The sequence below is a fragment of the Constrictibacter sp. MBR-5 genome, assembly GCF_040549485.1.
In the GTDB taxonomy this organism is placed as follows: Bacteria; Pseudomonadota; Alphaproteobacteria; order JAJUGE01; family JAJUGE01; genus Constrictibacter.
In genome coordinates, this window is the sequence record NZ_JBEPTK010000002.1 from 193637 (window position 1) to 208581 (window position 14945).

General features: G+C 68.8%; 13 protein-coding genes. 10 read left to right on the plus strand and 3 right to left on the minus strand.

From position 1 onward, the window contains the following. Both ABIE65_RS04880 and ABIE65_RS04885 read right to left on the minus strand, forming a co-directional pair. Window positions 1-981 (minus strand): phosphoribosylaminoimidazolesuccinocarboxamide synthase, encoded by a 981-nt coding sequence (locus ABIE65_RS04880; RefSeq protein ID WP_354075971.1) that lies wholly within the window; start codon window positions 979-981, stop codon window positions 1-3. Between the two features lie 108 nt (window positions 982-1089). Beyond that, the gene (locus ABIE65_RS04885; RefSeq protein ID WP_354075972.1) at window positions 1090-1863 is read right to left on the minus strand and encodes an SDR family NAD(P)-dependent oxidoreductase; all 774 of its coding nucleotides are present in this window, start codon (window positions 1861-1863) and stop codon (window positions 1090-1092) included. Window positions 1864-2021: 158 nt separating this feature from the next. Between ABIE65_RS04885 and ABIE65_RS04890 the strand changes: the two genes are divergently transcribed. From ABIE65_RS04890 to ABIE65_RS04935, 10 genes are all read left to right on the plus strand, one after another. Continuing rightward, window positions 2022-3059: a TIGR03617 family F420-dependent LLM class oxidoreductase gene (locus ABIE65_RS04890; RefSeq protein WP_354075973.1), complete on the plus strand. Its 1038-nt coding sequence runs from the start codon at window positions 2022-2024 to the stop codon at window positions 3057-3059. 197 nt (window positions 3060-3256) lie between these two features. Beyond that, the gene (locus tag ABIE65_RS04895; protein ID WP_354075975.1) at window positions 3257-4411 is read left to right on the plus strand and encodes an ABC transporter ATP-binding protein; all 1155 of its coding nucleotides are present in this window, start codon (window positions 3257-3259) and stop codon (window positions 4409-4411) included. Then, window positions 4408-5706: an ABC transporter substrate-binding protein gene (locus ABIE65_RS04900; RefSeq protein ID WP_354075976.1), complete on the plus strand. Its 1299-nt coding sequence runs from the start codon at window positions 4408-4410 to the stop codon at window positions 5704-5706. Before ABIE65_RS04895 ends, ABIE65_RS04900 begins: the two co-directional genes overlap by 4 nt. 126 nt (window positions 5707-5832) lie before the next feature. After that, window positions 5833-6684 carry an ABC transporter permease gene (locus ABIE65_RS04905; RefSeq protein ID WP_354075977.1) on the plus strand — a complete coding sequence of 284 codons (852 nt, stop codon included), beginning with the start codon at window positions 5833-5835 and terminating at the stop codon, window positions 6682-6684. Window position 6685: 1 nt separating this feature from the next. Continuing rightward, window positions 6686-7522, plus strand: coding sequence for an ABC transporter permease (locus ABIE65_RS04910; RefSeq protein ID WP_354075979.1), 837 nt, complete (start codon window positions 6686-6688; stop codon window positions 7520-7522). Window position 7523: 1 nt separating this feature from the next. After that, window positions 7524-8258 carry an aspartate/glutamate racemase family protein gene (locus ABIE65_RS04915; RefSeq protein WP_354075980.1) on the plus strand — a complete coding sequence of 245 codons (735 nt, stop codon included), beginning with the start codon at window positions 7524-7526 and terminating at the stop codon, window positions 8256-8258. Between the two features lie 4 nt (window positions 8259-8262). Further along, a complete protein-coding gene (gene puuE / locus ABIE65_RS04920) occupies window positions 8263-9183 on the plus strand; it encodes an allantoinase PuuE (RefSeq protein WP_354075981.1) in 921 nt (306 codons plus the stop codon). Window positions 9184-9185: 2 nt separating this feature from the next. Continuing rightward, window positions 9186-10040: a GNAT family N-acetyltransferase gene (locus ABIE65_RS04925; protein ID WP_354075982.1), complete on the plus strand. Its 855-nt coding sequence runs from the start codon at window positions 9186-9188 to the stop codon at window positions 10038-10040. A 14-nt stretch (window positions 10041-10054) separates the two neighbouring features. Then, window positions 10055-12142: a hydantoinase/oxoprolinase family protein gene (locus tag ABIE65_RS04930; protein ID WP_354075984.1), complete on the plus strand. Its 2088-nt coding sequence runs from the start codon at window positions 10055-10057 to the stop codon at window positions 12140-12142. Beyond that, on the plus strand, window positions 12142-13929 hold the full coding sequence (locus ABIE65_RS04935) for a hydantoinase B/oxoprolinase family protein (RefSeq protein WP_354075985.1): 1788 nt from the start codon (window positions 12142-12144) through the stop codon (window positions 13927-13929). Before ABIE65_RS04930 ends, ABIE65_RS04935 begins: the two co-directional genes overlap by 1 nt. 33 nt (window positions 13930-13962) lie before the next feature. Here the strand turns inward: ABIE65_RS04935 and ABIE65_RS04940 are convergent, their stop codons facing one another. Continuing rightward, window positions 13963-14889, minus strand: a complete 927-nt coding sequence (locus ABIE65_RS04940; RefSeq protein ID WP_354075986.1) for a hypothetical protein — start codon at window positions 14887-14889, stop codon at window positions 13963-13965. Window positions 14890-14945 lie beyond the last annotated feature (56 nt).

Here is a 14945-nt window from a genome sequence, read left to right on the forward strand (position 1 = left end):
TTACCCCGGCATGTAGGGCGCCAGATTGGCGCGGATGCGGTCCAGCACCGGCCTGCGGTCGGCGGGCACTTCGAAGGTGCGGCCGGTGATGCGCTCGAAGGCCTGGATGTAGGCGAGGGCGGCGCCGATGACCACGTCGTCCGGAATCGTCGGGATCGGGTCCTTGTAGGGGTTGCAGCGGGCGGAGACCCAGCTGCGCACATAGTCCTTGTCGAAGCTGTCGGGCCGCTCGCCGGCGGCGAAACGCGCATCGTAGGTTTCCAGGAACCACCAGCGGCTGCTGTCCGGCGTGTGGATCTCGTCGGCGATCATGATGCGGCCGGCCTCGTCGACGCCGAACTCGTATTTCGTATCGACCAGGATGAGACCGCGGTCGCGCGCCATCTCGCGGCCGCGGGCGAAGAGCGCCAGCGCCTTGGTGCAGACCTCGTCCCACTGGGCGGCGGAAAGCAGGCCGCGCGACAGGATCTGGGATGCGGTCAGCGGCTCGTCGTGGCCGCCGTGGAAGGCCTTGGTGGTTGGGGTGATCAGCGTCTCGGGCAGCTTCTGGTTGGGACGGAGGCCGTCGGGGAGGCGCGTGCCGTACATCTCGCGCGCGCCCGCCCTGTACATCGACAGGATCGAGGTCGACGTGGTGCCGGCGAGATAGTCGCGCACGACGATCTCGACCGGCAGGATCGTCAGCCGCTTGCAGACCAGGACGTTCGGGTCCGGATACTCGATGACGTGGTTGGGGCAGATGTCGGCCGTCTGGTCGAACCAGTGGCGCGCCGTCTGCGTCAGCACCTCGCCCTTGAAGGGCAGGGCGGTCAGGTTGATGTCGAAGGCGCTCAGGCGGTCGGTGGCGATAATGATGCGGCGGCCGTCGGGCAGGTCGTAATTCTCGCGCACCTTGCCCTGATAGTGGCCCGGCAGTTCCGGAATGGTCGCGTCGCGAAGTACGTGGTTGAGCCAGGGCCGCAGGGCCGCCGCGTCGATCATGGTCCCACTCGCTTTTCGAGGGCCCCGGCCGGCAGCCGGGACCGATGGCGCGCAAGGTAGGACAGATCGCGGCGGTTGTCCGCCGCGACCGCAATGGATGACGTCCGCTCAGCTCACCGAGGCGCCGCCGCAGACGTTGAGGACCTGACCGGTGACGTAGCCGCCGGCCTGAGTGGAGAGGTAGACGGCCATGCCGGCGATTTCGTCCGGGTCGCCGATACGGCGCAGCGGCAGCGTGTTGTTGATCTTGTCGAGGCGCGCCGGGTCGGTCCACAGCGCCTTGGCGAAGTCTGTCTTGATCAGGCCGGGTGCGATGGCGTTCGCGCGGATGCCGTGCGGCCCGTACTCGACCGCGATGTTGCGGGCGATCTGGTGCTCGGCGACCTTCGATACCGCATAGGCACCGAGCGCCACGTTGCCCTTCAGGCCGGCGATGCTGGCGATGATGGTGATCGTGCCGCCCTTGTTCTCGACCATGTTGGGCAGGACCATCTGGCACAGCCAGAAGGTGCTGCGCACGTTCGTCTCCATGATCTTGTCCCAGGCCTCGTCGGGAATGCCGGCGGAGGGGCCGTGATAGGGATTCACGGCGGCGTTGGGCACGCAGATCGAGACCTTGCCCCACTTCTGCAGCGTCGTGTCGACCAGCTGCCGCAGCTGCTCCTTGTAATAGACGTGGCAGGGGACGGCCATCGCCTCGCCGCCGTTCTTCGCCCACTTCTCGTTGATCTCGGCCGCGACCGCGTCGCAGACGTCGGCCTTGCGGCTGGAGACGACGACCTTGGCGCCGGCCTCGGCCATGCGCGACGCGATCGCCTTGCCGATGCCCTTGGTCGAGCCGGTGACGATGGCGACCTGCCCGGTCAGATCGAAAAAGCCCATTTTCTGTTCGCTCCCTTGGCGTTCCGAAACATGCCGGACACCCTACAGGAGCCGGCGGCGGCGGCAAGATTGCCCCGGATGCGCCGGCACGTTCGGGGCTGGCGGATGGGCGCGGTCCGGACTAATCCGTAGCGCAGACGCGACGAGGAGGGACGGAGATGCGCATCAGCACGGGGCTGCCGCAGGGCGACCTGCGCAAGACGGTGGAAGCGGCGAAGCGGATCGAGGCGGCCGGTTACGACGCCGTCGCGACCCAGGAGAACCGGCACGATCCCTTCCTGCCGCTCGCCGCGGCCGCCGTCTCGACCGAAAGGCTCGGCCTCGCCACCAGCGTCGCCATCGCCTTTCCGCGCAGCCCGATGGTCGTCGCCAACGCCTGCTGGGACCTGCAGGAGACCAGCCGGGGCCGGTTCACGCTCGGCCTCGGCAGCCAGGTGAAAGGCCACAACGAGCGCCGCTTCGGCATCCCCTGGTCGCCCCCTGCGCCGCGCATGAAGGAATATGTCGAGGCGCTGCGCGCGATCTGGACCTGCTGGCGCACCGGCGGCGAGCTGAACTACCAGGGCGAGCATTATCGCTTCTCGCTGATGACGCCGGGCTTCGTGCCGCCGGGCAGCGGCCAGCCGCCGATCCCGGTGACCATCGCGGCGGTCAACCCGGCGATGCTGCGCGTCGCAGGACACGTCTGCGACGGCGTGCGCCTGCACCCCTTCTGCACCCGGCGCTATGCCGAGGAGGTGGTGATGCCGCAGATCGCCGAGGGCATGCGCCGCGGCAGCCGCGAGCGGAAGAACTTCGAGGTGTCGGGCGGCGGCTACATCGTGACCGGGCCGGACGAGGCGAGCCTGCGCGCGGGCATCGAGTTCGTGCGCTACCGCATCGCCTTCTACGGCTCGACGCGGCTCTACTGGCCGGTGCTCGAACTGCACGGCTTCCACGACCTCTGCCGCACGCTCAACCGCATGGTGGCGGCCGGCCAGTGGGACAGGATCGCGGCCGAGGTGCCGGACGAGGCGGTCGAACTGTTCGCCGCGATCGGCACCTACGACGGCATCGTTTCGGCGATCGAGAAGCGCTTCGGCGGGATCTGCGACGTGGTCTCCAGCAACGTGCCCGACGAGACGCCGATGCCGCCGGGCCTGCTCCAGGACGTCCGCAGGATCGCGACCCCGTTCGAGGGGTTTGCGGCGGGGTGAGGGACGCCTCGCGCTCGTTGCACGGTAAATAGACGATCGCGCGATTACTTGGCGATTAAATGGTCTGTTGCGCGTTTCGACGCCGCGACGCTGCCCGTTAACAGTGCCGCCGCCGACCCTCCCCTCCTTGGCACGGCGATTGCTGCCCTGATCGGCAAACGCGGTTTCGCAGCCGCCGCAGCGCCGGTCGGGGGGCGATGGCTACAGGGGCACAGGTCGAGCTGATCTCGGTCGCCAAGCGATACGGTACGACGCTCGCCGTCGACCATATCGATCTGAAGGTGCCCGCGGGCAGCTATTGCTGCCTGCTCGGGCCGTCCGGCTGCGGCAAGACGTCGACGCTGCGGATGATCGCCGGCCACGAGGAGGCCAGCGACGGCGACATCCTGATCGGCAGCCAGCAGGTGAACGACCTGCCGCCGGCCAGGCGCCAGACGGCGATGATGTTCCAGAGCTATGCGCTCTTCCCGCACCTCGACTGCATCGACAACGTCGCCTTCAGCCTGAAGATGCGCGGCGTCTCGAAGGTCGAGCGGCGCGAGAAGGCGGCCGAGCAGCTGAAGCTGGTCCACATGGACGCCTACGGCGCGCGCCTGCCGGCGCAGCTGTCGGGCGGGCAGCAGCAGCGCGTGGCGCTCGCCCGCGCATTGGTCACCAGCCCCGGCGTGCTGCTGCTCGACGAGCCACTGTCGGCGCTCGATCCCTTCCTGCGCGGCCGCATGCGCGAGGAGCTGAAGCGGCTCCAGACCGAACTCGGCATCACCTTCATCCACGTCACCCACAGCCAGGAGGAGGCGATGGCGCTCGCCGACCTCGCCGTGGTGATGAAGGACGGCCGGATCGAGCAGCAGGGCCATCCGCGCCACCTGTTCGACCGCCCGGCGACGGCGTTCGTCGCCCGCTTCATCGGCGGCCACAACGTCATGGCGGGCACGGTCGAGGGCGCGCAGGGCGCGGGACTGGTGGCGCGGTCGCCGGCCGGCCGGTTCGTGCTGCCGCTGACGGCGGCGTCGGGCGCGGGATCGGTGGCGGCCTTCTCGGTGCGACGCGACCGGATCTCCGTAGGCCCGGCGACGCGGCTTCGCCCGGTCGGCGGCACCGCCCAGGAGGGCCGCTCGGAGATCGCCGGGACGGTCGCCTCGGTGCAGTACCAGGGGACCTATGTCGAGGTGCGGCTCGACTGTCCCGGCGTGGACGAGTTCATCGCGGTCGTCCCGGACGGCGCCTTCTACGCCCGGCCGCTGACGCCGGGACAGGAGGCGGTCGCGTCGTGGGCGATCGAGGACGTGTGCGTGCTGGGACAATCCGGCGACGCGGAAACGAGCATGCGGAAAGGGAGCGCAGCACTATGACCGACGATACCAAGAAGACCCCCGGCACCTACAGCCGGCGCAGCCTGCTGAAGACGGCGGCGACGGCCGCCGCCGCGGGTGCCGTGGCGCCCTATGTCGTGACCGGTTTCCCGGCGGTGCATGCGGCCGATCCGGTGACGCTGCGCATCGCCGGCACCGGCGTGAACGCCTTCAACGAGCTGGCGCAGAAGGCCAAGGAGGACCTGGGCTTCAACATCCAGTACATCACGCTGACCTCGGACGACGTGGTGAAGCGCGCGGTCACGCAGCCCAACTCGTTCGACATGCTCGACAGCGAGTACTGGATGCTCGCCAAGATCGTGCCCAGCGGCAACCTGCTCGGCATGGACGTCAAGAAGATCAAGGCCTACGACAAGATCGTGCCGATCTTCACGAAGGGGACGCTGCCGAACGGCAAGGCGATGAGCCGCCAGGGCACGGCACCGATCAAGGTCGCCTACCTGGAGGAGCAGAAGTCGAAGAAGTTCGCGGCCGAGCCGAGCCAGTGGATGACGGTGATTCCGACCGTCTACAACGCCGACACGCTCGGCATCCGGCCCGACCTGATCAAGCGGCCGATCACCACCTGGGCCGACCTGCTGAGCTCCGAGTTCAAGGGCAAGTCGGCGATCCTCAACATCCCGTCGATCGGCATCATGGACGCCGCCATGGTCTGCGAGGCGATGGGCGAGGTGACGTACGGCGACAAGGGCAACATGACGAAGGAGGAGATCGACAAGACGATCGCCGTCCTGACCCAGGCCAAGAAGGACGGCCAGTTCCGCGCCTTCTGGAAGGAGTTCAACGAGAGCGTCAACCTGATGACCTCGGGCGAGGTGGTGATCCAGTCGATGTGGTCGCCGGCCGTCACCGCCGTGCGGCAGCGCGGCGTGCCCTGCGTCTACCAGCCGCTGAAGGAGGGCTATCGCGCCTGGGCGTCCGGTCTCGGCCTGCCGTCGCACCTCTCCGGCAAGCAGCTCGACGCCGCCTACGAGTTCATCAACTGGTACCTGTCCGGCTGGGCCGGCGCCTTCCTGAACCGCCAGGGCTACTACACCGCGGTGCTCGAGACGGCGCAGGCGAACATGTCGGCGAACGAGTGGAACTACTGGATGGAGGGCAAGCCGGCGGCGGAGGCCATCGTCAGCCCGACCGGCCAGAAGATCGAGGATCCGGGCGCGGTCCGCGACGGCGGTTCCTACTGGGACCGGATGGGCAACGTCACGGTCTGGAACGCGGTGATGGACGAGGACCGCTACATGGTCCGCAAGTGGAACGAGTTCATCGCGGCGTAGGGCTGCTCCCTCATCCTCCCTGTCATGCCCGGGCTCGACCCGGGCACCCAGGGCCCCAGCACCAGTGCGACCGCCCTGGGTTGCCGAGTCAAGCCCGGCAATGACAGTCTCAGGTGATCAACCGGCATGACCCGCACCGCGACCTCCTACCTGCAGGCGCTGCCGCTGGCGGCGACGTTCCTGCTGTTCTTCGTCCTGCCGATCGGGCTGGTCGCGGTGGTCAGCTTCTTCGACTACCAGACCTACGACATCCTGATCCCGGACTTTACGTTCCAGAACTATCAGGACGTCTTCTCGTCGGCGGTCACCTACAACACCTATGTCATCACGCTGCGCTTCTGCCTCGTCGTCTGGGCGATAACCCTCTGTCTCGGCTTCACGATCGCCTATTTCCTCGCGTTCCACGTGAGGTCGACGACGTGGCAGATCGTGCTGTTCCTGCTGTGCACGATCCCGTTCTGGACGTCGAACGTGATCCGCATGATCGCGTGGATCCCGCTGCTCGGCCGCAACGGCCTGGTCAATGACGGGCTGCTGGCGCTGGGGCTCGTCGAGGAGCGGCAGGAATGGCTGCTCTACTCCGAGTTCGCCGTCATCCTGGGCTATGTGCACCTCTACACGCTGTTCATGATCGTGCCGATCTTCAATTCGATGATGCGCATCGACCGCCGGCTGCTGGAGGCGGCGCGCGACGCCGGCGCCACCGGGTTCCAGACGCTGGTCAACATCGTCCTGCCGCTGTGCAAGCCGGGCATCGCCATCGGCTCGATCTTCGTTGTGGCCATCGTCATGGGCGACTTCATCACGGTGAACGTGCTGGGCGGCGGCCAGATCGCGTCGGTGGGCAAGGCGATCGCGACCGAACTGTCCTACCTGCAGTTCCCGCCGGCGGCCGCCAGCGCGGTGGTGCTGGTGGCGATCACGATCGTGATGATCATCGGCCTGATGCGGATCGTCGACATCCGCAAGGAGCTCTGAGATGGGCGCGCGTCCGCGATCCTTTTACGTGCTGGCGGCGGTCTTCGGCCTGTTCGTGCTGTTCCTCTACGGGCCGGTGCTGACCATCCTGATCCTGTCGTTCCAGGGACCCGGCGGCGGCCTGACCTTCCCGATGCGCGGCGTGTCGCTGCACTGGTTCCGCGACCTGTTCGGGCCGCAGTCGATCGGCGACATCTGGGGCGCGTTCGACCGGTCGCTCTATCTGGGCCTGATGGTCATGGTGCTGACCGTCGCCTTCGCCTTCCTGGCGGGGCTCGCCTTCCGGCGGCGGTTCAAGGGGGCGACGCTGCTGTTCTACATCGCCGTCGCCAGCCTGATCATGCCGTCGGTGGTGGTCAGCCTGGGCATCGGCGCCGGCTTCGAGCTGCTCGGCATCGAGCGCACCTGGTACACCTCGGCGCTGGGGGCGCACCTGACCTGGACGCTGCCGTTCGGCCTGTTGATCATGTTCGCCGTCTTCAACCGTTTCGATCCCAGCTACGAGGAGGCGGCGCGCGACCTGGGCGCGTCGGACTACCAGACGATCCGCAGCGTGGTGATCCCGATCGTCGCCCCCAGCCTGATCGGCGTGGCGCTGTTCGGCTTCACCCTGTCCTACGACGAGCTGGCGCGGACGTCGCAGGCGTCGGGCAGCCTGAACACGCTGCCGCTGGAACTCCAGGCGCTGCAGACCAACGCGTCGACGCCGAACATCTACGCGCTCGGCACCCTGACCACAGCTCTGTCCTTCTCGGTGATCGCAATCGCGCTTACCGTCTTCCTGATACTGCAGCGGCGCCGGGCGCGGCTCGGCTCCGACGCCGGCAAGGGAGTGTGAGATGCGCCTGCTCGTCATCAATCCGAACACCACCGCCTCGATGACCCGCAAGATCGGCGAGGCGGCGAAGGCCGTCGCGTCGCCGTCGACCGAGGTCACGGCGGTCAACCCGGCGCACGGCCCGGTCAGCATCGAGGGCTTCTACGACGAGGCCTTCTGCGTGCCGGGCCTGCTGGAGGAGGTCCGCAAGGGCGTCGACGAAGGCTATGACGGATTTCTGGTCGCCTGCTTCGGCGATCCCGGCCTGGACGCCTGCCGCGAGATCTCGACAGCGCCGGTGATCGGCATCTGCGAGGCGGCGATGCACGTGGCCTCGCTGGTCGCGCACCGCTTCACCGTGGTGACGACGAACCACCGTTCGGTGCCGCGCATCGGCGAACTGGCGCACCGCTACGGCGTCGAGCGGCGCTGCCATCTCCAGGCCGCCGGCGTGACCGTGCTGTCGCTCGAGGAGCCGGGTTCCGAAGCCCAGACGAAGGTCGAGGCGATGGCCCGCCGGGCGGTGCAGGAGGAGGGGGCCGAGGCGGTGCTGCTGGGCTGTGCCGGCATGGCCGACCTGTCGGCGCGCCTGTCCGAGCGGCTCGGCGTGCCCTGCATCGACGGTGTCGCCGCCGGGACGAAACTGCTGGAGGCGCTGGTCGGCCTCGGCGTGAAGACGAGCAAGGCGCTGGCCTATTCGCCGCCCTTCGCCAAGCCCTATGCCGGCATGTTCGCGCCCTACGCGCCGAAGGGGTGATCCCATGACCGAGAAGACCTATCCGCGCGACATGCGCGGCTACGGCGCCGTACCGCCCGATCCGAAATGGCCGGGCGGCGCGCGCATCGCGGTGCAGTTCGTCATGAACTACGAGGAGGGCGGCGAGAACACGATCCTGCACGGCGATCCGGCCTCCGAGGCGTTCCTGTCGGAGATCGTCGGCGCCGCGGCCCTGCCGGGCGTGCGGCACATGAACATGGAGTCGATCTACGAATATGGCAGCCGCGTCGGCTTCTGGCGGCTGCACCGCATGTTCACCGAGCGCAGGCTGCCGCTGACCGTGTTCGCCGTCGGCATGGCGATGCTGCGCAACCCCGAGGCTGCGGCGGCGATGGTCGCGGCCGGCTGGGAGGTGGCGAGCCACGGCTGGCGCTGGATCGACTATCAGCATGTCGGCGAGGCGGCCGAGCGCGAGCACATGCAGCTCGCCATCGATGCCATCGTGAAGACGACCGGTGCGGCGCCGGTCGGCTGGTACACCGGCCGGAGCAGCCCGAACACGCGGCGCCTCGTCGTGGAGAACGGAAGTTTTCTTTATGAAGCTGACTCTTACGCGGACGAGTTACCATACTGGTCGAGCGAATACGGCAGGCCGCAGCTGATCGTGCCCTACACGCTGGACGCCAACGACATGCGCTTCGCGGTGGCCCAGGGGTTCAACAGCGGCGACCAGTTCTTCGCCTACCTGCAGGACACGTTCGACGTGCTCTACGCCGAGGGAGCGACGGCGCCGAAGATGATGTCGGTCGGACTGCACTGCCGGCTCGTCGGGCGGCCGGGGCGGGCCGCGGCGCTGGCGCGGTTCCTCGACTATATCGCCCAGCACGACCGGGTGTGGGTGGCGACGCGGGCGGACATCGCGCGGCACTGGATCGCCACGCACCCGCACGGCGCGGGGGGCTGATCGTGGCGGCGCTCGACATCGGACCGATGCGGCCGGACGAGGTGGCGCTGGCCGTCGAGTGGGCGGCGGCCGAGGGCTGGAATCCGGGCCTGCACGACGCCGAATGCTTCACGACCGTCGATCCCGCCGGCTTTCTCGCCGCGCGGCTGGACGGCGAGATGGTCGCCGCGATCTCCATCGCGAACTACGACGAGGCCTTCGCCTTCCTGGGATTCTACATCGTGCCGCCGGCGCATCGCGGCCGCGGCTACGGCTATGCACTGTGGCAGGCCGGGATGGCGCATGCGGGCGAGCGGATCGTCGGCCTGGACGGGGTGCCGGCGCAGCAGGACAACTACCGCAGGTCGGGCTTCGATCTCGCTTGGCGCAACATCCGCTACGGCGGGACCGTCGCGGGTGCGCCGCTGCGCCACCACTCCGTCGCCGATGCGGGCGACCTGCCGTTCGCGATGCTGGAGGCCTATGACCGGCCGCTGTTTCCGGCGGCCCGCACGGCGTTTCTGCGCTGCTGGCTGAGCCGGCCTGGACACACGGCACACGTCCTGATGCGCGGCAGCGAGATCGGCGGCTACGGCGTCATCCGCGCCTGCCGCGAGGGCCATAAGGTCGGGCCGCTGTTCGCCGACGACGCGGCGGGTGCCGAGATCCTGTTCGACGGCCTCGTCGGCGCCGCCGACAGTGCAGGGGGCGGCTGCACCGTCTTCCTCGACGTGCCGGAGCCGAACGCCGCCGCGCGTGCGCTGGCCGAGGCCCGCGGCATGGTGCCGTCCTTCGAGACTGCGCGGATGTATGCGCGCGGCAGGCCGGATCTGCCGGTTGGGCGGATGTTCGGCGTCACCAGTTTCGAGCTCGGCTAGCAGGGAACGTCCGTATGTATCTGATCGGCGTCGACGTCGGCGGCACCTTCACCGACATCGTGCTCGCGGACACGGGCGACGGTTCCGGGAGCGGCCGCACCATCATCCACAAGACGCCGACGACGCCCGACGATCCGTCGCGCGGCGTGGTCCGCGGCATCGCCGAACTGTGCGAGCGCTTCGGCGTGCCGCGGGACGCCATCGACCATGTGCTGCACGGCACGACGATCGCGACCAACGCGGCGCTGGAATATGACGGCGCCGTCACGGGGATGATCACGACCGAGGGCTATCGCGACATCCTGCACATCGGCCGCCACCAGCGGCCGCAGCATTATTCGATCCGCCAGGAGATCCCGTGGCAGGACCGGCCGCTGGTCCGGCGCCGCCACCGGCTGACGGTGGAGGAGCGGCTGGTGCCGCCGCGCGGCGAGGTGCGGGTGCCGCTCGACGAAGAGGGCGTGCGCGCCGCGGCGCGGGAACTGAAGGCGGCGGGGGTCGAGGCGATCGCCGTCTGTTTCCTCTTCTCCTACCTGAACCCGGCGCACGAGGAGCGGGCCCGCGCCATCGTGCAGGAGGAGTATCCGGACTGCTTCGTCTGCACCTCGGCCGGCGTGTCGCCGCAGTTCCGCGAGTTCGAGCGCTTCACCACCGCGGCGCTGAACGCCTTCATCGGGCCCAAGGTGCGCACCTACGTGAACCGGCTGGAGCAGACGCTCGCCGAGGAGGGCTTCCGCGCCGACCTTCACGTGATGGGATCGAACGGCGGCGTCGCCACGGCGGCGATGGTGGCGGACCACCCGATCCTGACGCTCCTGTCGGGGCCGGCGGCGGGCGTGCTGGGCGGGGCGTGGTGCGGCGCGCTCGCCGGGCGGACGCGGCTGATCACCTTCGATGTCGGCGGCACGTCCGCCGACATCGGCATCACCATCGACGGCCGCTTCGCCGAGGCGACGGCGCGCGACACCTGGATCGGCGGCTATCCCGTCATGGCGCCGATGATCGACATCCACACGATCGGCGCCGGCGGCGGCTCGATCGCCCTCGTCGACGAGGCCGGCGCCTTCAAGGTCGGACCGCGCAGCGCCGGCGCGCAGCCCGGACCGGCGGCCTATGGCCGGGGCGGCACGCTGCCGACGGTGACCGACGCCAACGTCGTGCTCGGCCGCCTGGACCCCGACAACTTCCTGGGCGGCGAGATGGGGCTCGACGTGGCCGCGGCGCGGCGGGTGATCGACGACCTCGCGGCCCGGCTCGGCATGAGCGCCGAGGCGGCGGCGGAGGGCGTGCTGACGATCATCAACGCCAACATGGCCAACGCCATCCGCTCGCGCACCGTGCAGAAGGGCCTCGATCCGCGCGACTTCGCACTGGTCGCCTTCGGCGGCGCGGGGCCGCTGCACGGCGCCGACGTGGCGCGGGCGCTCGGCATCCCGGAGGTGATCGTGCCGCCCTATCCGGGCATCACGTCGGCGGTCGGCCTGTTGACCACCGACCTGCGCTACGACGCGATCCGCACGGAATTCCAGGTCAGCGGTGCCTTGGACCTGGAGCGCCTGCGGACGGACTTCGCCGCGATGCGCGACGACCTCGCCGCCCGCTTCCGCGCCGACGGCGTCGATCCCGCCGAGGTGACGTTCGAGCGGGCGGGCGACCTGCGCTATGTCGGCCAGGGCTACGAGCTGCGCGTGCCGTTCCCGGAGGGCGACATGACGGAGGCGGCCGCGGCGCAGGTCCTGGCCGACTTCGCCGCCGCGCACCGCAAGGAGTACGGCCACGTCTTCGAGCAGAGCCCGGTCGAGATCGTCAACATCCGCGTCACCGGCGTCGGCCACATGCCGAAGATCGGCGCACCCGAGCCCGAGGGCGGCGCCAGCGTCGCAGAAGCCAGGGTGAAGACAGGACGCTGCGTCTTCCGCACCGCGTCCGGGTTGGAGACGCTCGACACGCCGTTCTACCGGCGCGAGGCGCTGCCGCTGGGCGAGGCGATCCACGGGCCGGCGATCGTCTTGCAGAAGGATTCGACCACCGTCGTGCCGCCCGACGCGACCTTCACTTCCGACCCGTCCGGCAACCTGATCCTCCGCCTGGAGACCCTGTGATGGCCCCCGACACCGCAGCGCTGCCCCCAGTCTACCCCGAGGTCGACAGCGTCACCGCCAGCGTCGTCCAGGGCGCGCTGGAGAACATCGCGGTCGAGATGGGCTGGAAGCTCATGCGCATGTCCTACTCGTCGATCATCCGCGAGTCGGAGGACTTCGGCGCCGGTCTGGTCGACGCCGAGGGCAGGGGGCTGGCGGAATCGGCGCAGTCCACGCCGCTGCAGTCCGGGCCGATCCCGGGCTACATCCGCGGCGTGCTGAAGATCATGAAACAGCGCGGCCAGACCATCCGGCCGGGCGACGTGATCATGCACAACGACGCCTATTCCGGCGCCAGCCACGGGCCCGACGTCGCCTTCATCGTGCCGGTCTTCCATGAGGGCGAACTGGTCGCCTTCGCCGCCAACACGGCGCACCATCTCGACATCGGCGCGCTCAGCCCCGGCAGCTGCGGCATCGTCGACGCCATGGACGCCTATGCCGAGGGGCTGCAGTTCAAGGCGATCAAGGTCTACGACCAGGGCGTGCGCAACGAGGCGGTCTGGCAGATCCTGCGCGACAACATCCGCGTCTCCGACCTCGTCGTCGGCGACATGGAGGCGCAGATCGCCTCGGCGCGGATCGGCGCCGACCGCCTGTCCGACCTGATCGCCCAATACGGCTACCCGACCTTCAAGGCCGCCTGCGCATCGGTCATGGACTATGCCGAGCGCGTGATGCGCGGCGCCATCGCCAAGCTGCCGGATGGCGACTACACGGCGACGACGCATATCGACGGCTTCCTCGACAGTCCCGATCCAAAGAAGAGCCGGCTGCCGCTGGTGGTGACGATCCGCGTGCGCGGCGAAGAGATGGAGGTCGACCTGACCGGCACCGCCGACCAGGTGCCGGACCGGCCGATCAACATGCCGTTCGAGGGCACCGTCGACATCGCGGTCTGGCTGACGGTGCGCTCGGTCCTGCTCGATACGGCAACGCTCGGACACATCCCGGTGAACGAGGGACTGGTGCGGCCGATCAAGATCAAGGCGCCGCTCGGCTGCCTCGCCAACCCGATCTTCCCCGCGCCGACCATCGCGCGCTTCGCGCCCGGCAATCAGCTGGCGGACACGGTGATGAAGGCGCTGGCCCAGGCGGTGCCGGGACAGGTCTCGGCCGGCATCGGCAATCTGAAGGTCATCGCCTTCTCCGGCATTCAGGCCGGGAAGCAGTGGGTCCACATGGAGATCTTCGAGGGCAGCTACGGCGGCCGACAGGGCATGGACGGCATGGACGCCGTCGACACGCTCTACGCCAACACCCGCAACAACCCGATCGAGGACATCGAGAGCCACCTGCCTCTGCGCGTCAGCCGCTACGAACTGCGTGAGGACGTGGCGGGGCCTGGCCGCTGGCGCGGCGGCCTGGGCTCGATCCGCGAGTTCGAATATCTGTCGGACGGCGGCGCCTCGGTCGAGGGCGAGGGGCACGGCTTCCGGCCCTGGGGCCATGACGGCGGTGGCGAGGGGCGGCCGGCGGAGCTGCGGCTGGTTTGCGCCGACGGCGCCGTCCGGGAACTGCCCTCCAAGGCGCCACACATGACGATCCGCGAGGGCGAGCGCTTCGTCTGTGTGGGACCAGCCGGCGGCGGCTACGGTGATCCCTTCGCGCGCGATCCGGCGCGGGTTCTGGACGACGTGCTCGACGGTTTCATCTCGGCCGAGGCGGCGCGCCGCGACTACGGCGTGGCGATCGGACCGGATGGACGCGTGGACGAGGCGGAAACACGGGCGTTGCGCGGGCGCTAGAGCGGAATTGCACGCCGGAGAGCCGGCGCGCCGTCACTTGCTGGAGACGAGCCGCGGCTTGTTGTCGTTGGCCAGGGATTCCCGTTCGGTCGACAGCATGACGACCGTGCTCGTGACGATGATCCCGTCCTGGCCGTGCCGCCAGGGTAGAAGCATCCGCTCGTAGGAGATCCGCCGCTGGCCGCCGCCGGGCTTGGCGACCGTGGCGCCGATCACGTCGAGGCGCGACGTGCCCGCCTGCACCGCCTCGTCGTAGTGCGGTGCAATCCAGTTGGCGAACTCCTTGTCCGGCTGATCGAGGATCGGCCGGCCGACCAGGGTGTTCTTCGTCGGCGCGTCGAACAATTTGACTTCATCGCTGACGAACTGGAAGCAGAGGGGCGACGAGCGCGTCTTCGCCGCCACGATGGTCAGACGCAGCGACAGCCCGTAGCGCATCACGAAGGGCAGCGTCGTGTCGTCGAACTTGCCGCTGGAGATGCGCCATTTCTGGAAGATCGGCTTCATCGGATTGCCGAAATCGCCCGTGGCCGTCTCGATGGCCAGCGGCGTGACCTCGAAACGCTGGCGACTGCGGTTCTGGGTCGCGGGCGGTGCAGCGCAGAGCTGGTAGATGCGCTGCGCGGCTGTGTGATCGTTGGGGTGGATCTCCGATCGCCAGCTGTCCGTGAACACCTCGAGCTCGATCGTCCGCGCGTCGCGGACAGCGATAAAGCGCGTCATCGCTTCGACGGCCTTGCCCGACAGGAGTTCGGGCCGGAAGCGGAGCTTGTAGACGTCGGTGCCGATGCGCGAGACGGCGACGAAGCCCATGTTGCGCACGGCGTAGTCGCCGATGTCGAAATCCGGGTTCTGGTATCCGATGCGTTCGTTGAACGTGGCCGACCCCGGCACCAGCAGATCGCCAGCCGGCGAGATGCAGAGGATCATGGTACTGGCCGGGTGCTGAATCACGTCCATCGGCGACAACACTTCGTATCAGGCATGCAAGAGCGCGGCGACAGCGACCAATCTGG